General features: G+C 52.0%; 21 protein-coding genes. 15 read left to right on the forward strand and 6 right to left on the reverse strand.

The window, feature by feature from the left end; genetic code table 11:
• Positions 1-29 precede the first annotated feature (29 nt).
• The 6 genes from ACQK2Q_RS11415 (at position 30) to ACQK2Q_RS11440 (ending at position 7,688) form a co-directional block, all read left to right on the forward strand.
• Positions 30-1,640, forward strand: coding sequence for an FAD-binding oxidoreductase (locus ACQK2Q_RS11415; protein ID WP_425409869.1), 1,611 nt, complete (start codon positions 30-32; stop codon positions 1,638-1,640).
• Between the two features lie 337 nt (positions 1,641-1,977).
• Complete coding sequence (locus tag ACQK2Q_RS11420; protein WP_425409870.1) at positions 1,978-3,477, forward strand: putative bifunctional diguanylate cyclase/phosphodiesterase; 1,500 nt, start codon at positions 1,978-1,980, stop codon at positions 3,475-3,477.
• A gap of 104 nt (positions 3,478-3,581) precedes the next feature.
• A complete protein-coding gene (locus tag ACQK2Q_RS11425) occupies positions 3,582-4,220 on the forward strand; it encodes a LysM peptidoglycan-binding domain-containing protein (RefSeq protein WP_425409871.1) in 639 nt (212 codons plus the stop codon).
• A 93-nt stretch (positions 4,221-4,313) separates the two neighbouring features.
• On the forward strand, positions 4,314-6,005 hold the full coding sequence (locus ACQK2Q_RS11430) for a protein kinase domain-containing protein (protein ID WP_425409872.1): 1,692 nt from the start codon (positions 4,314-4,316) through the stop codon (positions 6,003-6,005).
• 7 nt (positions 6,006-6,012) lie between these two features.
• Entirely contained in the window at positions 6,013-6,942 is a 930-nt protein-coding gene (locus ACQK2Q_RS11435) for a type VI secretion system-associated FHA domain protein (RefSeq protein ID WP_425409873.1), read from the forward strand.
• Entirely contained in the window at positions 6,942-7,688 is a 747-nt protein-coding gene (locus ACQK2Q_RS11440) for a PP2C family protein-serine/threonine phosphatase (protein ID WP_425409874.1), read from the forward strand. The genes ACQK2Q_RS11435 and ACQK2Q_RS11440 overlap by 1 nt, the downstream gene beginning before the upstream one ends.
• A 551-nt stretch (positions 7,689-8,239) precedes the next feature.
• Here ACQK2Q_RS11440 and ACQK2Q_RS11445 read toward each other — a convergent pair.
• The gene (locus tag ACQK2Q_RS11445) at positions 8,240-9,400 is read right to left on the reverse strand and encodes an acyl-CoA dehydrogenase family protein (RefSeq protein ID WP_425409875.1); all 1,161 of its coding nucleotides are present in this window, start codon (positions 9,398-9,400) and stop codon (positions 8,240-8,242) included.
• A gap of 194 nt (positions 9,401-9,594) precedes the next feature.
• Between ACQK2Q_RS11445 and ACQK2Q_RS11450 the strand changes: the two genes are divergently transcribed.
• On the forward strand, positions 9,595-11,193 hold the full coding sequence (locus ACQK2Q_RS11450) for a hydantoinase B/oxoprolinase family protein (protein WP_425409876.1): 1,599 nt from the start codon (positions 9,595-9,597) through the stop codon (positions 11,191-11,193).
• Here the strand turns inward: ACQK2Q_RS11450 and ACQK2Q_RS11455 are convergent.
• A complete protein-coding gene (locus ACQK2Q_RS11455; protein ID WP_425409877.1) occupies positions 11,174-11,596 on the reverse strand; it encodes a nuclear transport factor 2 family protein in 423 nt (140 codons plus the stop codon). The genes ACQK2Q_RS11450 and ACQK2Q_RS11455 overlap by 20 nt on opposite strands.
• Positions 11,597-11,825: 229 nt before the next feature.
• Here ACQK2Q_RS11455 and ACQK2Q_RS11460 point away from each other — a divergent pair, with 229 nt between their 5' ends.
• The 8 genes from ACQK2Q_RS11460 (at position 11,826) to ACQK2Q_RS11495 (ending at position 19,217) form a co-directional block, all read left to right on the forward strand.
• Positions 11,826-12,602 carry an enoyl-CoA hydratase/isomerase family protein gene (locus tag ACQK2Q_RS11460; protein ID WP_425409878.1) on the forward strand — a complete coding sequence of 259 codons (777 nt, stop codon included), beginning with the start codon at positions 11,826-11,828 and terminating at the stop codon, positions 12,600-12,602.
• A complete protein-coding gene (locus ACQK2Q_RS11465) occupies positions 12,602-13,732 on the forward strand; it encodes an acyl-CoA dehydrogenase family protein (protein WP_425409879.1) in 1,131 nt (376 codons plus the stop codon). Before ACQK2Q_RS11460 ends, ACQK2Q_RS11465 begins: the two co-directional genes overlap by 1 nt.
• On the forward strand, positions 13,729-14,481 hold the full coding sequence (locus ACQK2Q_RS11470) for an SDR family NAD(P)-dependent oxidoreductase (RefSeq protein ID WP_425409880.1): 753 nt from the start codon (positions 13,729-13,731) through the stop codon (positions 14,479-14,481). The genes ACQK2Q_RS11465 and ACQK2Q_RS11470 overlap by 4 nt, the downstream gene beginning before the upstream one ends.
• A 78-nt stretch (positions 14,482-14,559) precedes the next feature.
• The gene (locus ACQK2Q_RS11475) at positions 14,560-15,213 is read left to right on the forward strand and encodes a TetR/AcrR family transcriptional regulator (protein ID WP_425409881.1); all 654 of its coding nucleotides are present in this window, start codon (positions 14,560-14,562) and stop codon (positions 15,211-15,213) included.
• A gap of 36 nt (positions 15,214-15,249) precedes the next feature.
• Positions 15,250-16,233: an amidohydrolase family protein gene (locus ACQK2Q_RS11480; protein ID WP_425409882.1), complete on the forward strand. Its 984-nt coding sequence runs from the start codon at positions 15,250-15,252 to the stop codon at positions 16,231-16,233.
• Positions 16,234-16,337: 104 nt separating this feature from the next.
• Positions 16,338-17,129 (forward strand): enoyl-CoA hydratase/isomerase family protein, encoded by a 792-nt coding sequence (locus ACQK2Q_RS11485; RefSeq protein WP_425409883.1) that lies wholly within the window; start codon positions 16,338-16,340, stop codon positions 17,127-17,129.
• Positions 17,107-18,021 carry a 3-hydroxyacyl-CoA dehydrogenase gene (locus ACQK2Q_RS11490; RefSeq protein WP_425411154.1) on the forward strand — a complete coding sequence of 305 codons (915 nt, stop codon included), beginning with the start codon at positions 17,107-17,109 and terminating at the stop codon, positions 18,019-18,021. Before ACQK2Q_RS11485 ends, ACQK2Q_RS11490 begins: the two co-directional genes overlap by 23 nt.
• Positions 18,018-19,217, forward strand: a complete 1,200-nt coding sequence (locus tag ACQK2Q_RS11495; protein ID WP_425409884.1) for a thiolase family protein — start codon at positions 18,018-18,020, stop codon at positions 19,215-19,217. Before ACQK2Q_RS11490 ends, ACQK2Q_RS11495 begins: the two co-directional genes overlap by 4 nt.
• 2 nt (positions 19,218-19,219) lie before the next feature.
• On the opposite strand, the gene ACQK2Q_RS11500 is transcribed toward ACQK2Q_RS11495, so the two are convergent.
• From ACQK2Q_RS11500 to ACQK2Q_RS11515, 4 genes are read right to left on the reverse strand one after another with little or no spacing between them, the layout of a single operon-like run.
• Positions 19,220-19,624 (reverse strand): GlcG/HbpS family heme-binding protein, encoded by a 405-nt coding sequence (locus ACQK2Q_RS11500; RefSeq protein ID WP_425409885.1) that lies wholly within the window; start codon positions 19,622-19,624, stop codon positions 19,220-19,222.
• A 31-nt stretch (positions 19,625-19,655) separates the two neighbouring features.
• Positions 19,656-20,711, reverse strand: a complete 1,056-nt coding sequence (locus ACQK2Q_RS11505; protein WP_425409886.1) for an NAD(P)-dependent alcohol dehydrogenase — start codon at positions 20,709-20,711, stop codon at positions 19,656-19,658.
• Positions 20,690-21,970 carry a cytochrome P450 gene (locus ACQK2Q_RS11510; protein ID WP_425409887.1) on the reverse strand — a complete coding sequence of 427 codons (1,281 nt, stop codon included), beginning with the start codon at positions 21,968-21,970 and terminating at the stop codon, positions 20,690-20,692. The genes ACQK2Q_RS11505 and ACQK2Q_RS11510 overlap by 22 nt, the downstream gene beginning before the upstream one ends.
• 28 nt (positions 21,971-21,998) lie before the next feature.
• On the reverse strand, positions 21,999-22,157 hold the full coding sequence (locus ACQK2Q_RS11515; protein WP_425409888.1) for a rubredoxin: 159 nt from the start codon (positions 22,155-22,157) through the stop codon (positions 21,999-22,001).
• Positions 22,158-22,176: the final 19 nt, after the last annotated feature.

Below are 22,176 nucleotides of genomic sequence, written 5' to 3' on the forward strand. Positions count from 1 at the left end.
TTTGATGGCGAAATATAAAGGAGCGTTGAGTGATTAAAACAATCGCCCCAGCGAACCGTTCGTTATCCGCCGACCCTGAAAAGTTCCTCGCTCGCATAAAAAGTATTTTGAGGGACGAACATATCCTGACAGATAGTGAAACCAGGCGTTTATATTCCACAGACTTTAGCGAAGTTGAGATGCAGACGGCGATCGCTGTTATCCGTCCGCAAAATACGCACCAAATTTCTAAAATCGTCAGCGCGGCAGCCGAAACAGGCGTCGCACTAACGGTGCGCGGCGGCGGCATGTCATACACGCTTGGTTATGTACCGCGTGAGGAAAACACGGCAATTATCGACATGGCGTTTATGAGTACCATAACCGTCCATTCGGAAGATCGCCTTATCGAAATCGAAGCCGGCGCCACTTGGGCTAAAGTACATGAAGCGCTTGCTTCAACAGATCTCCAAATTGGATGTATGGGTACAATGTCCGGTATATCGGCGACGATCGGCGGCGGGCTGGGGAATAATGCAATTGGTCACGGACGCGGCGACATCACAGATGATTTGATGGGCCTCGAAGCCGTACTCGCTGACGGCAGCGTCATCCTTACCGGCGCGCTCTCAACAAACCCCGCACACCCTATATTACGGAGCTATGGCCCTGATCTCACGGGTCTGTTCACTCACGATGCAGGCGTCTTTGGCGTCAAAACAAAAGCCGTTTTTCGCCTTCACCCAAAACCTAAAGGCGTTGCGTTTGTATGCTACGGTTTTCGACAATCCCGCGATCTTGTCCGCGCCCTATGTGCAGTAGAAAAACTTGACGTCATGGCGAGTAATATGGCGTTCAGCCACTATCACCATCAATTGTTTGCAAGCCTCAAACCGACGTCTGAAGAAACAAAAACAGTCGCACGCAATGTTATGACGATGTCATCGTCAAAACTGCAAGGGGTAAAAACGCTCCTGTCACTCGCAAGACCTGGCGGGTTCGATTACCTTTTAAAGTGGCCCTTCTCCACATTCGGCGTGATTGACGCATATGATCAAAGCACGGCCGATAAAATGGCGCGCGACGCAGGTGAAGTGCTGCGCCGGCACGGCGGCGTCAAACTGCCCTCCTCTCTTGGCGTCGCGTTTCGGGCGCAGCCCTTCATGCCGATTGAGCGGTTGATGATCGGCGTCAATGGCGAGTGTACGATACCAACGAATTGCGGCGTCGCCTTGTCACAAAGTGAACGTCTGCTCGACACAATCGAGGCTTTCTTTTCAGAAAACGCCGCCGCAATGAAAGCGCATGACGTTACCTGGACCAGGCTTTTTCTGACCAGTAAAGGCGGGTTTGGCATGGAGCCTATTCTTTACTGGAATGATCGCCCGAACATACTGCGTATGGCGCAGCTTTCGCCGGATCGGCGGGCTGAATTTGAATCCAGACCTGAGAACACTGATAGTCGCGACTTTGTTCTTGACCTGAGGCGCCGCCTAGTGGAGCGGGTGGATATACTTCATCCGTATCATTTTCAGATCGGTAAATATTATGATTACCGTTCGGCCATGCAGTCGGATACGGCATGGCGTGCGCTCGTTAAAATTAAAAACATAATGGACCCGTCCGGCCTCATGAACCCGGGAGGCCTCGGCTTGCATTAACTGTGTTGTGAAACGGGCGTGTCGGTTTCTTTAAAAATTTGCTTGATAATCCGCATCGCGGCGGATGATGTTAAATTGACTGGAAATCGCTAGCAGATGGTCTTTGTTATCTAATCACAGGATCCAGAAACGCACTCTGTTCAGTACAATTTTATTTTTTGACACTGCCAAATTACAGTAAATATTTTTTCGCAAATGTAATTAGCGTCCTGCTAATATTTCTTCCGTACCAATTCAGCCAGAGTTGTAGAGTATTGAGGAGGCTGTCATTTCCTCCAAAAAACTATATCGGCCAATCAGTGCGCCGGCTTGGGTGTGGCCAGCCCTCGGCGCAGCATTGGGTGCGTTTGGCGTTAGTTTTCTTCTTTTTGATTCACACTACAGCCATCGACTTGTTCTGGCGCTAGGCGTTGCTGGATCGGCTGCGTTTGTTTCATTCATATGCTCCGCCTTCTATGCCTTTTCTCATCGCAGCATTCATGAAATTTCCCCGGACGTACAAAGCCCTGTTGAGCAAGCGCCACGTCCCAGCCGGCTCGCTCCGCATTCCGAAGAGCGATTGGCCGCCGCAATGGCGTATGACCTTGAAGGTTCCGGCCGCAGCGGTCTGCTCGCCGTTATCCGATGGTCGGAATATGAGAGGGTGGCGGCCTTTGATACCCCAGCAGCAGACCGTTTTCTTACGGCTTTTTCGGACAGATTAACGTCTATTGTCGCGAAAGATCGTCCCCTGGCCATCACCGCACCAAACTCTTTTATGATTTGGCTGAGCGGAGAGGAAGCAAGGATCGCAAGCGAACTGCGGGGAATAAAATATGCATTAAGCGCCGATCTGGAAACTTTTGATGGCGTTCTTGCACCCCAGATAGAGATCACCGGAGCGTTTTGTCCGCGCGACGCAAAGACACCGGAAGGGCTGTTGGCGCGCGCCCGGTTAACGCCGCTTTTATTCGAAGACAAAAACGGAAAATTTTTATGCAGCGACTCCCGCCCCGCAGCACAACTCGCTGAGAATTTCGCCATTGAGCAGCATCTGCGGCGCGCGATTGAGCAAAACGAACTTGAGCTGCACTACCAGCCGGTCATAGACATGCAACGGCGGCGCCTTGCAGGCGCCGAAGCTTTACTAAGATGGAATTCTCGCGAACTCGGACCGATTTCACCCGGACGGTTCATTCCGGTGATGGAAAAAATCGGCCTGGCGGATCACCTCGGGGCCTGGGTTCTGAACGAGGCGTGCCGAGAGGCGGCTCGCTGGAAAACAATGAAACTGGAGGAAATTAAAGTCGCGGTAAATATCTCTCACAAACAGATTGCCAATCCCATGTTCTCTCAGGCCATCGCCAGCGTGATCCGGCGAAGCGGAGCAAATCCGGATATGCTTGAGCTTGAACTGACGGAAAGCGCCGCTACACACGATATTGAACGCACCAAAATTTTCTTTGACCAGATGGCGTCCATGGGCGTTAACATCGCGATTGATGATTTTGGCACAGGCTATTCCAGTCTTAGCTATCTGAAACAATTGCGATTTAATAAACTCAAAATCGATCGTGAGTTTGTCACTGATGTTGATACCCGTTCGGATAGCCAGGCAATATGCAGCAGCCTGATCGCACTTGCGCGCGGGCTTGGTATTGAAGTCCTGGCGGAAGGCGCGGAAACCGCCGAGGAAGTTAAATATCTAGTAAATTCCGGCTGCTATTTATTTCAGGGCTACTATTTTTCGAAACCTCTGCCTGCCCAAGCCTTTCGAAAATTCGCCAGCGATGGCGAATGGCTCGGCCAGGAAAAAACGCTGACCGAATGCGGGGAAATGGAAAAGAAATCTGCATGAGCACATCTTCTAGCCGGCCAGGCAACGCCGTACAAATTAGTCTTCTAGCGCCGCTCCTGCTTATTGCCGTTGCTGGCTGCTCTTCCGTAATTGATTCTACTCCATTGAGTTCGCAAAGGGATAGCACGGACAATGCGGCGACGCGCGGCTCGCCGCTCGATCAGGCGATGCTTTATTTGGGTGAAGGCAGAGAACGTGAAGCGAGAGAAATTCTTGCGGAAATTCTTGAAACCAATCCAAGGCAGCCAAGAGCACAAAATCTCCTGAGCCAAATTGAAGACGATCCACAGGTTTTGTTGGGTGATGATTTTCAGACTTATAAAGTACAGCCAGGCGATACGATGTCGGAATTGGCGGAAAGATTTGCCGGCGACAGTTTTCTTTTTTACGCGCTGAGCAGGTATAACAACCTTGCCTCACCGATGCATCTGACTGGCGGCGCCGTCATAAAAGTGCCGGTTCGCAAAAGCGACAACACAACGTTACAATATCAGCCGGCGTTACGAGAAAATTCTTCAAATGACCTTCCGTCTGCCGCCTCGCCGGCGCCTATAAGTGCGGGCGACTTGCGAGCGGCGGCTGATTTAAGACGCGACGCTTTAAAAATGTTGAACGCAGGCGACGTAGAAAACGCCGTGAAGGCTTTACGACACGCCCGCCAACTGGCGCCGGACGATCCCATGATCACAAGCGATCTTTCCCGCGCAGAGCGGCTGTTAACTGCTGTGAAAACTAGGGGATAGGCAAGATCAAACTAACGCTTCCTTAATCCAATAATTGCATATTTCTCGGCATTTCCTGAGTCGTTCGCAAGCGTCAGTAGTTGGGAGTATGTAGTGTCGAAGGTGGGGCGGTATATACTAGAGCGCCCTATCGGCGAAGGCGCCATGGCTACGGTCTATCGCGCGCACGACCCACAGATAGACCGATCTATCGCCATCAAATTCCTGCGAAAGGAATTTCACACAGATAAGGAAATTGTTTCACGGTTTTTACGCGAAGCCAAAGCCGCCGGCGCGCTATCGCACGCGGGCATTGTTACGATCTATGATGTCGGAGAAGCTGAGGGCGTTCCCTATATTGCTATGGAGCTTTTGAAGGGCGCTCCCTTGAGCGATCTTTTGGCGGAGAACAGACCTCTTCCCATCGGCGAAGTCATATCTTACGGAATGCGGCTGGCGGAAGCGCTGGATTACGCACATTCCCGCGGCGTCGTGCACCGGGACATCAAACCCTCCAATATTTGGGTAGGCGATGACGGAACAGTAAAGCTGCTCGATTTTGGAATCGCACGGCGGTCCGAGGCAGACAAACTGCGGGCGGAAGTCGAAGCGCTTAAAACCTACGCCGGACAGGTTCTGGGAACACCGCGCTATATGAGCCCTGAACAAACCTTGGGCCGGGCGATCGACCATCGTTCGGATTTCTTTTCCCTGGGATCTTTAATGTATGAAATGCTCACCGGCCGCCCCGCTTTTGAAGGCGAGGGTCTCGCGACAATCGCAGTAAAAATCACACAGGAAAATCCGCCGCCTCTTAGCGAGTGGATCGGCGACTGTCCGAAAGGTCTTGCCCATATCATCGCGCGGCTGATGGATAAGTCTCCAGACCGGCGATTTGATACTGGCGCTGAACTCGCCGCGGCGCTCCGGCGCGAAGAACGCGCCCTGACGGCCGGAAAAACACCTTCAGGCCCGGCGCTCAGTCGTAAAAATCAGTTGCTGCTCCAATATATGGTTGTCATTGCAACGCTGGTGACGCTGAGCTTTAGCGCCATTCACAGCCGCGAGACGGAGATGCTGGAGCGGATGAACGCTACGTCAGGTTCGTTCATCACGACGTTCATTGCAAAAAACGCCGCTCTTAGCGTTGCAGAGAACGCAAGCCTTGACCCGGCCGAGCAAGACTGGCTGCCGCTTCAGGAATTTATTTCGTCGGCCGCTTCAGACCCGAATGTGCTGGAGCTGCGCGTCATTGATGCGGACGGCATGATCAGAGCGTCTAGTATAACAGAGGAGACGGGCCGGGTTTTAGCTTTAGAGGATGATCAGGCGCCGAAGAAAATAAGCAGCGCCGAGTCCAGTGGTTCTGACCAGCGATCACAATTCGAGCAGACGATTGTCTACGCCGGTGCAAATTTCGGATCTGTACAGTTACTGCTGGACACTACTGAATCCAATTCCGTCGCTCTCAGGAATGGACAACTTCTTTTCCTGCTGGGCCTCATTATTTTCGCTGTGACGATGGGGGTGACCATTGTGCTATCCAGACAACTTCTGCATCCGCTTGGCGCGCTGAAAGACGCCCTTAACGATCTCGCACAAAACAATTTCAATTATCGAATTTCTCATGACCGTCGAGATGAATTCGGCGAGCTGTTTGACAAGGTAAACGATCTTGCGGCTCGCCTGCAGGATGAATCAATCGCTGAGCTACCGAATGATAAGGAAGACGCACAGACCGAAAAACAGCCCGATCTCAACGCCACGATCATCAAAGCACGACCCGAAAAACAAAAAACAGCATAGGCATTCAATGTTAGTTCTGCATTTGCGCAAACTCTCCGATCCTGACACTGATATACAAACCAGAAGCCTTGGCGCGGATCCGATTGTGCTGGGCCGGGACGAAACCGCCGATTGGGTGATGCCAGAGGCGGACATGGCTGTGTCACGGCGTCATATGGAACTGACCCCTGCCGGAAATTGTCTGCGCGTGACAGCGCTGGGACAAAACGGGATGCGTCTTCCGCAAAGCGATGAGTGTATCAGCGCCGGCGAAACAGTGGTGCTTAACGATGGGGACAGGGTGCTCTTTGGCGACTATTGCCTACTTGTTCGATCGCAAACAGCATCGCCAGCCAAGTCCTTTGAAGACCATAAAAACGACCAGTTGGATTTGTTGGACGCATTTTTGGAAGGCGCGGGCTTGGATCCTTCCGCATTCGTCATCGATAACGCCGCTGATATACTGCGCCGGGCCGGAAAGATGTATATAGAATCTGTGTGCGGGCTTTGTGAATTGATGAAGGAGCGCAACCAGATCAAGGAACGGCTCGCCATCGAGCAAACCACGATTTCGGCGGGCGATAACAATCCCATGCGCTGGGGGGCGCCCAACAGGGTCGCCATAGAGCTTTTGCGCGAAACGGAGCCGGGATTCCTGGAAGGGTCTGAGGCTTTAAGAGCTTCATTACAGGACATTCAATTTCATCTTGCGTCGTTGGATGGCGGATACAAGGCTGTCATCGACGCCATGATTGAGCGTTTAGCACCAAAACATCTTGCGGCGGAGAATGACCGAACTGCGCTTCTTTCCGGCGCTAAAAAGAAATGGGAAGCCTATGCCGCTGCTCACAAGGCGCTGGAAGAGGAAATAAACGCCAGCTCCCTACCGCTCAGCCGCGCTTTCGCGTCGGGTTATCAAACGAAACTTGATGCGGCCAAGAGGGGTAATGCGGCCTGATGAGACTTTTTCCGCAAATCAACCGCTCAGCGGCAAGCGCCGCTATGACAGATGAGGAAGAAGAGACCCCTTCAGGCTTCCGCTTTGCAAGCTCTGGCTGTTCGGAAGCGGGTCCATGCCGTGAAGTCAATGAGGACCATCTGCTCGACGCTGGAGAGCATGGGCTTTGGGCCGTTGCAGACGGCATGGGCGGTCACCGTGACGGCGGGCGCGCCGCGCGTTCAAGCCTCGATGCAATTGCTAACGCAGCAAAGACGCAGGACAGCATTCCACAAGCATTGAAGACCGTGAACGCCGCGCTTTACGCGGAAGGGTTGTCTCTGGGTACTATCGGCGCAACCATTGCAGTGCTGCAAATCAAAAAGGATAAGTATCAATGCATCTGGGCGGGAGACTGCCGGATATACAGACTTCGTGACCAGACCCTCTCCGCGCTGACGCATGATCACAGTGAAGTTAATCAATTAATCAGATCCGGACTGATTTCACTTGAAGAAGCCGCCACTCACCCTCTCCGTAACATCGTGACGCGGGCAATTGGCGCGCACGAAAACATTGAGCTTGAAGTCAGCGAAGGGACAGTACAGCCAAAAGACATATTCTTTCTGTGTACCGATGGATTAACCAATACGCTCAGCGAGAATCATATCATATCGCTCCGCGCCAATGCACGAGATCTCGTGCTGAAAGCTGTAAGTAAAGGCGCTAAAGATAATGTGACCGCGCTATCGGTTGCGATATCGTGACAGTGTTTTTTTAGAAAAAAGCGGCGTGATTGCGAAGAAATGTAAACGATCTTTGTGCCCCAACCCTTTGTTCCCTCATCTTTCATGGTCACGCCGCCAATTCGGATTCCCTTCAAGCGCGGATTGTTCGATATTTTCCGGTTGACGATTTCGTGAAGGGAAAGACACCGGAAAATATAGTTCCTTGACAGCGGCGTTGTGACGTTCGCTTTGCCGCGCCGGTGTATGACCGTCCTTATTTGCCCGCACAAACTAACGTACGCTGATTTTGTGACAGCGCTTCGGGCATTCTAGCGTTCAGGATTTTAGGCACTTGCAGGCGATGCGGAATACATTCATGCGCAACCAGGCTGACAGGTTCTCGCGTCCTGCGATTTTCTTATTGCGCCGGCGCCTGGGTTTAAAGCTGCTTTAGGCTTTGATCATGCTCGGATATGGGCGGCGAATGTTTTCGCATCTCGCATGGGCCGGCCCCGGTGTCGAATGATCAGTAACGACAGCCGGTTTTATACGCCCTTCACGTCGCTTTAGAAACGAAAGCTTGGCGTTGTCTATTTCCGTTGATCAAAACGTCGCCCTATCATTGCCGAAGCAATATTTACTTTCTGTATATCTATGGTTCCGCCGGCGATCCCCCAACCCCATGCGTCCCGAAACCGGCGCTCGGCGTTAAATTCTTGAGAATAGCCATATGCGCCCATAAGCTGCATGGCGGAACCGGTCACTTCGCGGGCGATTTCATTTGCGAAGCATTTTGCTACGGACGACTCAACAATGCTGGGAAGTTCGTGTTGCGAATTACTGGCCGCCCGATAAATCAACAAACGTGCGGCTTCGACACGCATTTGCATTTCTGCAACCCGAAGCTGCACCGCCTGAAAGTCGATAATCGGCTTTCCGAATTGTCGTCTCTCTTGAACATAGGGAAGAATTTCTTCCAGAGCGCCCGAGGCTTGGCCGAGCGCCATCGTCGCATTTCCACAACGCTCCAAATCAAACGCTTGCATCAGGCTTTTGAACCCGCCAGGCGCGACAACGACATTCTCTTTCGGAACTTCGGCGTTATCGAAATATATATCGCTGGATGGGACGCCCCTGAAGCCCATCAGATTTTCCTGGCTCCCGAACGAGACGCCAGGTGTATCCTTTTCGATGTAAACGGCGCCGATGTGTTTTGCTCCCGGCTCATCCGAAAAGCGGCAATAGACAAGATATCCATCAGCATGTCCGCCGCCGGAGCACCAGCGCTTGACGCCGTTCAACAATATTTTGCCGCTTTTCTCTATTGCCCGCGTTTTCAGATCGGTCAGAGCCGAGCCGGCGTCAGGCTCGGACATGGCAATCGCCACAACACAGTTCCCATTGCAGACAGATGGCAATATACGGGATTTAAGCGTGTCGCTCCCAAACCGTTCGATTGCTTTAACCGGCCCTACGCAGGACTCAAAAATAGGAAAGGCCACCGCTGATGAGATTTTTGCAAATTCCTCAAGGATGATCAGCGCTTCAAGATTGCCAAGCCCAAGCCCGCCATAGCTTTCAGGAATATTGACGCCGAGAAACCCCAATTCAGCAAATCGCTGTATTAGAGGCTTCGGCGGCGGCGCACCGGTCTTCTCACAACACTTGGCGGCCTCAATAAGCTCCCCTTGAGCAAATTCCCGCGCCGCGTCGCGCAGCGCCGCCTGATCTTCTGAAAGTCTAAAATCCATTGCTTCCGTACAAGATTGCCGTCTCCAGGGTTTTGAATAAAGCGAGGTTTACAGCCTAACGAATTTTGAATATAATTCAAATACTAAATTGCCTGCAACAGCGCGGCTGTATTCACAACTGGAAAGGGCTACACTTGGCTGGACCGGACAAAAGCGTAGCATCTGAGCGCAGAGACAGCGGACAAGAGCGCCGGATGGATGCTGTAGAACTGGAAATTTTCCGATTTGCAACAAGTTCAGTTGTTGATGAAATTGAAGTTAATCTGACCCGGACCGCCTACAGCGAACTGATCTACGAGTATAAAGATTATTGTGTCGGCCTGATCACCGCTGATTTCGAGTTGCTGACCCAATCAATTGGCAGCATGCCGATTTTTTTGGGCGACCTGGGCCCGCAGGTGAAAGACGCGGTTGAAACCATCGGCATTGACTCCTTGGAGGAAGGCGACGTTTTCATTCATAACTGGTCGGGCGTGAATGGGCAGCATCTGAATCATATTGCCTGTATAGCGCCCGTTTTCGATGACGGCCGTATAATCGCTTACATCATTATTCGCGCCCACTGGGCGGATGTTGGCGGTCGCGCGCCGACCTCTCTCAGCTGGGAGGCCAAGTCCATATTCGAAGAAGGCGTACAATACCGCGGCCTGCGCGTCGCGCGGGCGGGAAAAATTCAGCCTGAAATTATAGCGACTATCCAGGCGAACACGCGTTCGCCGACCGAAATCACCGGCGACCTGATGGCGCAAATCGCAGGCTGCAGTCTAGGAAGAAGGCGTTGGGCCGAGCGCGTAGCCAAAAGATGGTCAATTCCGGAACTGTCAGCGCTGATTGAGATGCAGTCGGAAGAAAGTGGAGCGCTTGCTCGTAGTGCAGTAAAGCGTATTCCCGATGGCGAATATGAAGCAGAATGCCGGCTGGATAACGCCGGCGTAGAAGGCACGGCGCCAGTCGATCTCCGCATTAAAGTCATTATTCGCGATGATACTATGGAAATCGACTTCTCAGGCATGCCTCCCGAAGTTGATACGCCAATCAATTCGGGCGCATATGGCGGCGCGATTAATATTGCAAAGCTCGCTTTCAAAGCACTTTGCCTTCCGGCGCGTCCTTGCGACGACTGGATGTTCGAGCCGCTAACCATCACAGCGCCGACTGGCACCGTTGTGACGGCAACGCCGCAAGCAGCCAAGGGCTTTTGGGTAATGATACCGCCGACGGCCGTCGATCTCATTTTCAAAGCGATTGGCAGCGCTCACCCTGAATTCGTTCCGGCCGGGCACCACGGCACCGTGTCGGGCGTGTTTTTTACGGGCAACCGGGAAGAAACAGGCGATTTCTGGCTTGCAATTGAATCTTATGGCGGCGGTTTCGGCGCTACTTCTGAAACAGACGGTTACGGCCCGCTTAAATCCTTAATCCATGGCGATAACCCCGGTATTGCGATTGAATTGCTGGAAGCGAGATTTCCCTTAAGGATTAGATCGAGCCGGCTCCGCAGTGAAGCCGGTGGGAACGGCAAACACCGTGGCGGCGGCGGAATTGAACGAATTGTCGAAGCGCTAGAGCCCATGGCTCTTCAAACCGCATTCGACCGTATTCTTGATCCGCCCTGGGGTCTTGCCGGTGGAGAGCCGGGCGCTCCCGGAGAAGTGCATGTTTTGCAGCCCAATTCCGACACCTGGAAATCGGCAAGCAAGGTAACGGGATTTGAATTACAAAAAGGCGCGCTGGTCAGGATCCGCACAGCCGGCGGCGGCGGCTGGGGGACGCCTACTCAGAATCCATCTTAACCGTATACGAATTGACTGGCAGCAACGGAATGCCTTTGCGGCGAAGTATCTTCCACCCCTCCGTAGTGCGCACAAATCGATCTTTGTAATAACCCTTCGCCGAAATAGGACTAGAATCTTTCAGGAGGCCTTCCATGACGTAATAAGAGGTTCCGCTTGCCTCATTTTTAGCTATGTCTACTCGAAAATTGCCTGCCAGATGTTGCGAGCATTTATGGGTTTCAAGCAGGGTCTGGAAAAAGTCACGCAGTGACTGTCGACCCTTGATAACAGGAAGACCAAATTCGCTCGCATCCATAATCCCATCTTGATCAAACAAGGATACGAGAGCGTCAATATCCTGCATGTCAGCAAACCAGCAATAATCAAAAACCACACGCTCTATAGCGAGAAAATCATTCATAGCTTACCTCTGGGTAGGGTCACGAAAAATCAATCCATAACCGCGCGGCATAAAAACTTACAAACCAGCCCCGCGCATTCCGGCAAATCTTGAACCTAATTCAAATTTATTGCAATATCGACTTCGTACACAGGCGGCTGATCTGTGAATAAGTTTCGTTACCGCTGTGCTCGTCATCGCACATTCGGCGCATAAGGTAACATAAAATGTTTTTAGGCGGACGAACCCAATGGACGACATAGTAGTTGAAAATAGAGATTCAGTTTGCTGGATCAGATTAAATCGGCCTGAACGCATGAACGCCTATGATTTCGAAATGGCGCAAGCGCTGGCCAAGGCTATAGAAGACAACGCTCAAAGCGGTGTTATCGTCATTACCGGGACTGGCAATGCTTTTTGCGCGGGCGGCTTTTTGGGTAGCCTTCAGGAGGCAGACGAAAATGAACTCCGCACAATGTTCTATAACTCGCTTAAGCTCTTCGACGCGATCCGGCGCTCCCCACGTCCGGTAATTGCCGCAGTCAACGGCCCCGCTGCAGGCGGCGGCAATGAACTTGTCGTGGCTTGCGATCTCGCTATCGCGGCGGAGTCCGCCACCTTTGGGCAAACCGGGGTCCGTGTTGGCAGCGCACCCGTGCTGGGGGGAACCAATTTTCTTGCAATGAACATTGGTGAAAAGCGGGCTAAAGAAGTCGCATTTCTATGCCGGAAATACTCGGCCGCACAGGCGTTGGATCTCGGGTGGATCAATGCTGTCGTTCCTGATGACGAATTAGAACTGGAAGTTGGGCGTTGGGCGGATGAACTTTTGGAGATGAGTCCGCGCTATCTCGAGATCGCAAAGATTAGCTCCAATGCCTGGTGGAATTTATCGCAAGAATCCTACTCGAGCGGCCTCGGCATGCTTGTGCAGGCAATTGGTTCCGAAGATATGCAGGAAGGCGCGCGCGCATTTTTTGAAAAAAGGAAGCCGCGTTTTCGGCAGAGCCCGCAGAAAGAGGAATAATGTTTCATACATTGGAAAAGAAATATGTGAGCCTGCAAAGCGAAGCCCGTGAATTTGCAAAAATAATTGAGCCGCTTGCCGTCGAAGCGGACAATATGAGCGAAATGCACCCCGGTGTCCTTGCGGCCTTTCGTGATAGTCAATTGAGCGACTTGATGGTGCCCGCCGGTTTTGGAGGAAGATTCGATACAGTCGACCCTATGGCGATCTGTGTGGTGCGCGAGGTTTTAATGGGAACTTCGGCGCATGTTGACTCACTATTCGCCTTGCAAGGTATTGGCAGCTACGCTTTAACAACCGCCGGATCTTCAGCGCAATGCGAGAAATGGCTTCCAAAAATAGCACGCGCCGAAGCTATTCCCGCATTGGCGTTAACTGAGCCCGAAGCAGGGTCCGACCTTAAATCCGTTTCCACATCGTTTGAAAAGGCGGGAGATGGTTTTATCCTGAATGGCAAAAAATCATTCATATCAAATGCTTCGTGCGCAACGTTTTTTGTGGTATTCGCCAGGGAAGCTGAGACATATTCAATGGTGTTGGCCCCGGCCGAAACGCCGGGCATAAGTATTACGCCTTCGCCCGAGATCATTGCGCCGCATGTATTAGGCGAGGTTGAATTTAATCAGGTTCATCTGCCTGCGGGGTCGCGAATTGGAGATCCGGGCGACGGGCTTAAGCTTGTACTGGCAACGCTTGGCGTCTTTCGCGCGTCTGTCGCTGGCGCAGCAGTCGGCCTAGCTTCTGCCGCACTTGAAGAAGCTGTTCGGCATACACGCAGCCGCGTTCAATTCGGCCGCCCCCTCTCCCGCCTGGGGCCGGTGGCGCAATTGTTGGCCGACTGCTGGACCGAAATTGAAATGGCGAGACTGCTGACCTACAAGGCGGCGTCGATCGCGTCCCGTGACCCTGACAGTGCGCTGAACATGTCGTCAATGGCGAAACTTGGCGCAACAGAAACAGCTTCACGCGTTGTTGATCGGTGCGTACAAGTTATGGGACGATGGGGACTGGTTCGGGATTCTAAAATCGAACGGCTTTATCGGCAAGCGCGCCCTATGCGAATTTATGAAGGATCGTCCGAAGTATTGCGCCTCGGTATAGCAAAAGAATTAACTGAGTTGGTGGAATGATTGATTTGCAATTAGATGGTGCAGTTGCGCTTGTAACTGGCGCAAGCCGAGGATTAGGCCGAGCGATCGCATCCGCTTTGGCGGAACAGGGGGCGAGTGTTTTGGCCACCGCACGTTCCCAGGAGGATCTTTCCAACCTCGAAAAAGAAGGCGACGGAAACATTCGAAGTATTGCTTGTGACATGAAGGATATTGATCGCGTTCGTCAATTGCCATCGGAAACAGTCAATACGTTTGGAAAAATCGACATTATTGTAAATAATGCCGGTATCGCGCCCGCCGGTTCATTTATCACTCAGTCTGAAGATCTTTGGCGGGACGTGATGACTGTTAACATAGAGGCGCCTGCAGCGATCTGCCGCGCCGCAGGCCAATATTTCATTGAACAGAAGTCCGGGAAAGTTATCAATATCGCTTCAACTTCGGGAATATTGGGAAAGCCGCAATTGGTTGCATATTCGGCGTCAAAAGGTGCGATGCTACAGTTTACCAAGGCGCTCGCAGGGGAATGGGCTGGCTTTGGCATTCAGGTCAATGCCATTGCGCCGGGCGCATTCGAAACCGATGCACAGCAAGCCGTTCTCGATTCGCCGGAGATTATGCAGCGGCGGCTCAAAAAAATACCTGCCAAAAGAATGGGTAGGCCAGACGAGATTGGGCCGCTCGCATGCTATCTGGCTTCCCCCGCTTCCAACTTTGTCACCGGTTCCGTATATGTAATTGATGGCGGAGAATCAGGCAGACTTTAAGCTTTCATATCTTCGCGCAATGAAATCAACGGTGCGACCCGAAAGGAATTCCGTCGTGAGCCAAACAGACCTAAAAAAATGAGCGCTACAGCAACATCCGCCAAAATTGAAAAAAGCAAACGGCAGCCAAAGAAACGGCGCGAGGCGATTTTCACCGCGTTGAGACAATGCATCATTGACCAGGGTTACGCCACAACGACATTGGCTGACATCGCCCACGCCGCCGATATGACACCCAGTCACCTTTTGTATTATTTTTCAGACAAGGCCGATATTCTTTCCCAATATTTTGGGAATGTTTCTCTCGCCATCACATCACGCCTCGCGGAATTTGAAAATGAACCTCCAATCAAGCGCATAGATTTTCTGGCAAAATTATTTTTTAGCGGCAAAGGATTGTCGAAATCGGAAATCGGTTTCATGCTCGAATGCTTTGGCGTTGCCGTTCATGCACCGGATATCAAGCAGCAAAAAACTGAACTTGATCGCATCTGTAAAGAATACCTGCGAGCCTTATTCAAAGACGCCGGCGCTAAAGCGTCGTATTCTACTTACGCGGCCGAAGTCTCTTATGCGCTGCTCGTTGGTTTGCGCACCGCAGTTTATTTTGATGAAGAGCTTAATTTAAAAAAAGCTTATGAGATTTTTCGAGGCGAAATGATGAAGCTTGTGGAGTCGCTCCCAGCCAACGAACGCAAACTTAAAAACTCCGGCGCCAACGCGGCCACCTAATTCGATTTGAGACCGGCCAGAGAAGAAGAGGCGATTATGGGCAGCTGGCTGGAGCTTACGCATGAAGAGCCACTTTCGCCTGATATCGAGATCTGTGACCCTCACCACCATTTATGGAAAGACCCTGTTAATAACTATTTTCTTGAAGAGTTTCTTAGCGACATAAGCAATAACAACGTCACGTCATCGGTATATGTAGAGTGTCAAAGGCAATATAACAAAGACGGACCCGAGCAATTTGCGCCAGTTGGCGAGACAAAATTTATTGACCGTGAAACAGGTTCGACCCAACATCAAGCGTCACCCGTCCAGATTGCCGCGGGAATTGTCGGTTTCGCGGACTTAACCCTTGGTTCGCGTGTCGCGCCTGTTCTCGAATCGCATCTCGCTGCAAGCGACCGGTTTCGCGGCATTCGATACGCCACTGCTCACTACCCTGATCCGGCAGTTCATTCGGCTCATACGAATCCGAACGCCTTTCTCATGTCAGATACGACCTTTCGCGAAGGGTTCGGACTGTTGGAAAGGTTCGAGCTGACTTTTGACGCTTGGGTATATTTCACACAGCTTCTCGAAATAGTGGATATCGCTGAAGCGTTCCCAAACATCAAAATAATCGTAAACCACACTGGCGGGGTTTTAGGTATTGGTCCGTTTAAAGACAGCCATGCCGATATTTATCCGGAATGGTTAAGAGGGATGCGGCAGCTATCGAAGTGCGAAAATGTTTTTGTGAAGCTTGGCGGCCTCACAATGAAGATGAATGGGTTTCAATGGCACAAGCGAAACGCCCCGCCAACATCTTCTATCTTAGCCGATGTACTGAGCCCGTATTTTATTGCGTGTATTGAGCTGTTCGGCAGCAACCGGTGCATGTTCGAAAGCAATTTTCCAATCGACCGCGTCTCTTGCTCATATACGGTGCTTTGGAACGCCATGAAGCGCATAACAAGTGGTGCAAGCAGGGATGAGCGCTCAAATCTGTTTAGAGACACCGCCACCCGCGTCTATGGAATTTAATTGTAAAGCTCTTAAGGCTGGCAATTCGCCTTGTCCTTCTGGCAATTTTTGAATATTATTAAAAAAACTGAAACTCTACGTCGCCAGAAACGAGAGGTCCGCAAATGACCGCGAACGGGCAAAACCGCGCCATTGAAGTGGTGAAACGAGAGGGCGTTGGCTGGGTCATTCTCAACCGTCCGGATTCTATTAATGCAATAAACGACGACATCCGTTCATTTGCGCCAATGGCTCTGAAAACTCTCGATGAAGACAGGGAAATCCGCGTTATCGCGATACGCGGCGCTGGTGAGAGAGGCTTTTGCGTCGGCGCGGATCTAAAAGAAACTCGTTCGAACTCGTCAGCCCAAGCCAGTCGAACAAAAGATCTTTCCTGGATTGAGTCAATTAGCAGTCTTAAAAAGCCCATCGTCGCCGTAATACACGGCTTCTGCATCGGCGGCGGTCTGGAAATCGCGCTAGCATGCGACCTGCGCATCGCGAGCGGCAATGCGGTTTTCTCGTTACCCGAAACGGGTCTCGGCGTGATCCCTGGCGGCGGCGGTACGCAGCGTTTACCACGATTGATCGGCCAGGGTCGTGCTAGCGATATGATTCTCTCGGGCGAGAAACTCTCCGCCGGAACCGCATTTCAATGTGGATTGATCAATCGACTATTCACGGACGACAATGCTTTTTTCGCAGACGCGGAAGCTTACCTTCAGCAGGTTGCGCAGCGCCCGCCTCTCGCACTACAGGCTGCAAAAAAAGCAATCAATCAAGGGCTAATGTTGGAACTGGAAGAAGGTTTGCGTCTTGAGCGCGTTCTGTTTTCCGGCCTTCTTTCTACTGAAGACAGAAAAGAAGCGCTTGCCGCTTTTCGGGAGAAACGTGATGCCACTTTCGCAGGCGCATAATAGTGATGAAACTATAGCGGTTATCGGCGCCGGCCTTATGGGGACCGGCATCGCTCATGCAATAATTACTTCGGGGCGAAAGGCTTCTTTGGTCGATACTGACAGCAGCGCGCTCGAGCGCGCCTTCAGCAATATCGCAAAAATCCTGGATGACGGCGTCAAGAGAGGAAAGGTTGATGATCTCGAGGCGCAGGCTGCAGTCAAGCGGTTGAAAACGTTTAACTCATTATCTGATGCCCTTGATCAATCCGTCTCCCTACTAATCGAAACCGTTTCAGAGTCTCTCGAGGCGAAAATCGCCGTTTTGAGCATTGCGGATGCTGAACTACCAGACGAGACCATACTGGCTACAAACACGTCCGCGCTTAGTATTTCTGAGATCGCCGCATCTACAAAGCGACCGGATAAAGTGATCGGAATGCACTTCTTTAACCCGGTCCACAAAATGAAGCTTGTGGAGATTGTCCGCGGATTGTCCACCAGCGCTGAAACTGTGGAAACGACAAAACGCTGGGTGGACCAGCTCAACAAAATTTCGATAGTTGTTCGTGAATCGCCCGGTCTGACGACAAGCCGGATGTCCGCTCTTCTCGGTAACGAAGCGATGTACATGCTCTCTGAGGGCCTTGCCAGCGCAGAAGACATTGACGCTGCAATGCGCGGAGCATTCAACCATCCTATGGGACCTCTTGAGCTCGGCGATTTAACAGGCTGGGACACGAGGCTCTCAGTCCTGCAGCATTTGCACAAGACTTTAGGCGAAAAATACCGCCCCTGCCCCTTAATTCTAACAATGGTGAAAGCCGGTCGTTTTGGCCGAAAGACCGGCCACGGAATATACCGGTATGAAGACGGCAAACGTATTGCAAATTCGGGCATGGCAACACGATGAGCTATCGTTCAGAATTCAACCCCTCTATCGATACAGTGATACTCGACGCCGTCAGGACGCCGATTGGCCGCTTTCGAGGAAGCCTTTCGGATGTCCGGGCGGATCATCTGGCGAGCGCTCTCTTGCAAAGACTTTCGGAAAGAACAGGTATCGACGGCGAAGTCGTTAATGATGTCGTTTTAGGTTGTGTGACCCAAGTCGGCGAACAATGCGGAAATATTGCACGAACGGCGCTGCTTGGCGCAGGATGGCCGACCAACATCCCTGGCATGACAGTGGATCGAAAATGCGGTTCGTCCGAGGCCGCGATCCATGTCGCGGCGGCGCAGATTTGGTCTGGCGTAAGCACGGTCGTCGTTGCGGGCGGAGCCGAATCCATGAGTCGCGTGCCGATGGGAGGCAATCGGGACGTACATGGCGATCCTTTTGGGTGGCGCGTTCTTGAAAGAGCTGAACTGGTTTCACAGGGCGAGGCTGCGGAGAGAATCGCAGACATGTGGGGCTTTTCTCGCAGCGAACTCGACGAATTCGCTGTGAACAGCCACAGACGGGCGGCGCGTGCTGCAGAGTCCGGATACTTTGAAAATGAAATTGAACCGGTCACGTTGCGTGATTGGTCCGAAAGCAGGGCACCGGAAGAAGCTGTCATTTTCGACAAAGACGAGACTATTCGGCCTCAGACCAATGCCGAAAAGCTCTCCGAACTCAAAAGCGTTTTCCGGCCTGATGGCAAAATGACGGCCGGAAACTCTTCTCAAATTTCGGATGGCGCCGCGGTGCTTTTACTCGCCTCGGCTGAGTTCGCAAAACACAATGGCTTGAAACAGAGAGCTCGCATTCGCTCTGTCGCGACAGTTGGGTCAGACCCCACATTAATGCTCACCGGGCCGATTGAGGCGACGCGCCAGGCTCTCCACAAAGCCGGCCTGAACGCAGCTGATATTGATCTGTTCGAAGTAAATGAAGCATTTGCCCCTGTGCCGTTGATGTGGATGGCGGAAACCGGCGCCGCCGAAGACAAAACAAACGTAAACGGCGGCGCTATCGCCTTGGGCCATCCACTCGGCGCAAGTGGCGCTCGAATTATGACCTCTTTGCTAAACGAGCTTGAACGTCGCGATGCAACATTCGGACTGCAAACAGTCTGCTGTGCGGGCGGCCTCGCCACCGCAACGATTATTGAGCGTTTCGAATAATGCTATTTTGAAATGGCGCTCAAAGCCGCGTCCACAATCTGAGCGTCTTGATCAGGCGCTCCGCCTGAAAAGCCGACACCGCCGTCAGGACCGCCTGATTCTCCTGGAACCGGCAAACCGCCGGGAAGGAAAAGCATACCACTCGTTCCATGCGCTATAATTTGGCCGAATGCTGCATTATCCGTAAACATATTAAACCAGTCGCTTGTGGACATACCGGACACAGCCGCTGTGTTCGCCTTTCGTATAGCGCCATCAGCTGAGCCAAGAAGCGATCCATCCATCCGCAAAAACGCCGTCATATTGCCGTCCGCATTGACGACCGCCACACTGCCGGCAATTCCGAGTTCACGGGCCTTTTCTATCGCTGCTTCAACCATTTTTTTTGACACGTCATGTGTTATCACGTTGAACTTCCTTTCTAATTTCAAGACTTTTTCAAGGAACCAGGATTGCTCGTCCCTCTACCTTTTTGTTGCGTAAATCATCCAAAGCAATGTTCACATCATCTAAGGGGTAATATGTCTGCTTCAGCTTAAGTTGGCGCCGCACTGTCAACTGAGCGAGTTGGCTAAGCTCGCCAATCGTACCCACCAAGTTTCCCGTTATGGAAAGTTCTTGAACAGTCATTGCAATTGTGCCGCAACAAACCTGGCCTTTGTCAGCGCCAATGATTGAATAGTGCCCTCCACGCGCGAGCATTGCGAGCGCTTGTTCCGGAACAGGGTCAATTCCCACGCAATCAAAAACCAAGTCTACGCCCTTGCCGCCATTAGACTCAATCACGCGCGAGACGATGTCAGGACCTGTTTCAATGGCGACATCAGCGCCGGCTTGCTTTGCCGCCAGTAATTTGCTTTCCGCCACATCAACGGCAATCGTGTGTACCGGCGAAAATAGCTTCAATATCTGAAGTGCAAAAAAACCTACGCCGCCAAGCCCGATTATTACAGCCGCGCCGTCTGGCGGAAGAGCGCCGAGCGCATTGCGAACAGCATGGTATGCAGTCAGGCCAGCATCGGTCAGCGACACTAACGACTTCGGATCCGAACCGGATGGAAGTTTGACAAGCGCCCTCTCATTTGTACGAAAATACTCTGCAAACCCCCCAAACCGAACACCGTCAATGCCAGGGAAGACGAGCGTTTCACAAAACGTCTCATTTCCCCGGCGGCACGCCAGACAAAGCCCACATGTGATATGCGGATGCGCAAGGACCGGATCGCCAACCTTTATCGTGGTAACGCCTTTGCCGACAGCGTGTACGAAACCGACATTTTCATGGCCCATAACATACGGGAATCGCGGCGTTCCCAGCCCATCTTTAAACATTCCTTCAATGAGATGAATATCAGAGCCGCAAATACCAGCGCCCGCAATTTTAACGATGACATCCTGCGGCCCTTCCAGACGAGGGTCTTCTACTTCAGTGATTTCAAGCGGGCAGTCAAAGTCATGTAGAACCGCAGCCTTCATGACTTTGTAACGTCCCATTCCACCAGAAGTCTTTTGGGTGTCGGCGTAATAAAGTTCGGATACAACTCAAATTCCTGATCTGGCACTGTCAAATGCGGCAGACGGTCGAAAAGGGCGTTGAAGGCAATTTTTGATTCAAGCCGCGCCAAGGGGGCCCCGATACAAAAATGCCTGCCCCCGCTAAAGGCGACATGCTCATGCAGGCTGGGACGCGCCGGATTGAATTTTTCTGGCTCGTCAAAAACTTCCTTATCGCGGTTCGCGGCGGACCCCATCCAATAGAGGACGGATCCTTTAGGAATTTTTACGCCCGATAGCTCGGTGTCTTTCGCGACCACGCGGTTTAACCCGCGAACGACTCCGCAGAAACGAAGCGATTCTTCCATTACATTGTCAAGCTGCGCGCGGTCTTGCACCACCGCATCCCACATGCCCTCAATATGTAATCGTCTTACTGTTTGTGTAATAAGAATTGCTGTTGTATCCGTTCCCGCGACGATGAACGCGATAACATTCGCTGCAATTTCGGCGTCGGAGAGAGGTTCAATACCGTCGCCGGGATTAGCAGCGATAAGGTCGGAAATTAAGTCGTCGCCCGGCTCTTTGCGTCTGCTCTTCACCAGTGCGTCGATTTGAGTCCACCAGTCAATTAAGCCGGTCCATAATTCGCGTGCTTCGTCTTCCCCCATCTCTGGAGATCCCATCAGGTTGAGAAACTGATCTGTCCACGCGCGGAAAGAATCCGTATCTGATTTTTTGAAGCCCAGCACCGCCGCGATCGTTTGCATTGCAATCTTATTGGAAAATTCTTCGACGAGATCTGCTGAGCCACGATCAGCGAACGCATCAATCAACTCGTGAGCAATCTCCTCGATCTGCGAAGAAAATTGGGCCACGCGAGACCGGCTGAACGCGCCTTGCATCAGTTTACGAAGGCGTAGATGCGCTGCGCCGTCGGCATTCGCCAGACTTTCGCCCACGCTCGGGAACGGGCACCCTTCCGGAATATCGATTCCCTCCGGCAAAGGAACGCGCATTAAGTTGGCGCCGCCATTCGTAAATGTTTCCGCGTCGCTGTGAATAATTCTCACGTCGCTGTGTTTTGTAATACAGTACATCTGAAGTTTTGGCATCCAGAAAACTGGCTGCTCTTTTCGAGCCCGCGCCAAGAGCGGCCACGGATCACGAATATGATCAGGCGTTAACGGATCAAATTCGGGAAATTCCGGTTTATCGAAATTCCCGCTAGCACTGGATTGGTCGGAACTGGCATTCATTACACTCACCTGTTGAAGCTGGGAAATATCAATCGTCTATCTTCTCAAAGTCCGCTTTTCTCGCACCGCATACGGGACAGATCCACGATTCCGGCAAATCTTCGAAAGCCGTACCCGGTGGGATTCCACTGTCGGGATCGCCTTGGGCAGGGTCGTAAATTTCGCCGCACGCCCTACACATCCACATAGAAATCCTCCATCGATTA

Origin of the sequence: Hyphococcus sp. (assembly GCF_965228385.1) — a bacterium.
Taxonomy (GTDB): domain Bacteria; phylum Pseudomonadota; class Alphaproteobacteria; order Caulobacterales; family Parvularculaceae; genus Hyphococcus.

Bases quoted from the DNA above. Each gene is read 5' to 3' on its own strand.
- ACQK2Q_RS11435 (WP_425409873.1), top strand. From the start codon at position 6,013: ATGTTAGTTCTGCATTTGCGCAAACTCTCCGATCCTGACACTGATATA.
- ACQK2Q_RS11440 (WP_425409874.1), top strand. From the start codon at position 6,942: ATGAGACTTTTTCCGCAAATCAACCGCTCAGCGGCAAGCGCCGCTATG.
- ACQK2Q_RS11445 (WP_425409875.1), bottom strand. From the start codon at position 9,400: ATGGATTTTAGACTTTCAGAAGATCAGGCGGCGCTGCGCGACGCGGCG.
- ACQK2Q_RS11450 (WP_425409876.1), top strand. From the start codon at position 9,595: ATGGATGCTGTAGAACTGGAAATTTTCCGATTTGCAACAAGTTCAGTT.
- ACQK2Q_RS11455 (WP_425409877.1), bottom strand. From the start codon at position 11,596: ATGAATGATTTTCTCGCTATAGAGCGTGTGGTTTTTGATTATTGCTGG.
- ACQK2Q_RS11460 (WP_425409878.1), top strand. From the start codon at position 11,826: ATGGACGACATAGTAGTTGAAAATAGAGATTCAGTTTGCTGGATCAGA.
- ACQK2Q_RS11465 (WP_425409879.1), top strand. From the start codon at position 12,602: ATGTTTCATACATTGGAAAAGAAATATGTGAGCCTGCAAAGCGAAGCC.
- ACQK2Q_RS11470 (WP_425409880.1), top strand. From the start codon at position 13,729: ATGATTGATTTGCAATTAGATGGTGCAGTTGCGCTTGTAACTGGCGCA.
- ACQK2Q_RS11475 (WP_425409881.1), top strand. From the start codon at position 14,560: ATGAGCGCTACAGCAACATCCGCCAAAATTGAAAAAAGCAAACGGCAG.
- ACQK2Q_RS11480 (WP_425409882.1), top strand. From the start codon at position 15,250: ATGGGCAGCTGGCTGGAGCTTACGCATGAAGAGCCACTTTCGCCTGAT.
- ACQK2Q_RS11485 (WP_425409883.1), top strand. From the start codon at position 16,338: ATGACCGCGAACGGGCAAAACCGCGCCATTGAAGTGGTGAAACGAGAG.
- ACQK2Q_RS11490 (WP_425411154.1), top strand. From the start codon at position 17,107: ATGCCACTTTCGCAGGCGCATAATAGTGATGAAACTATAGCGGTTATC.
- ACQK2Q_RS11495 (WP_425409884.1), top strand. From the start codon at position 18,018: ATGAGCTATCGTTCAGAATTCAACCCCTCTATCGATACAGTGATACTC.
- ACQK2Q_RS11505 (WP_425409886.1), bottom strand. From the start codon at position 20,711: ATGGGACGTTACAAAGTCATGAAGGCTGCGGTTCTACATGACTTTGAC.
- ACQK2Q_RS11510 (WP_425409887.1), bottom strand. From the start codon at position 21,970: ATGAATGCCAGTTCCGACCAATCCAGTGCTAGCGGGAATTTCGATAAA.
- ACQK2Q_RS11515 (WP_425409888.1), bottom strand. From the start codon at position 22,157: ATGTGGATGTGTAGGGCGTGCGGCGAAATTTACGACCCTGCCCAAGGC.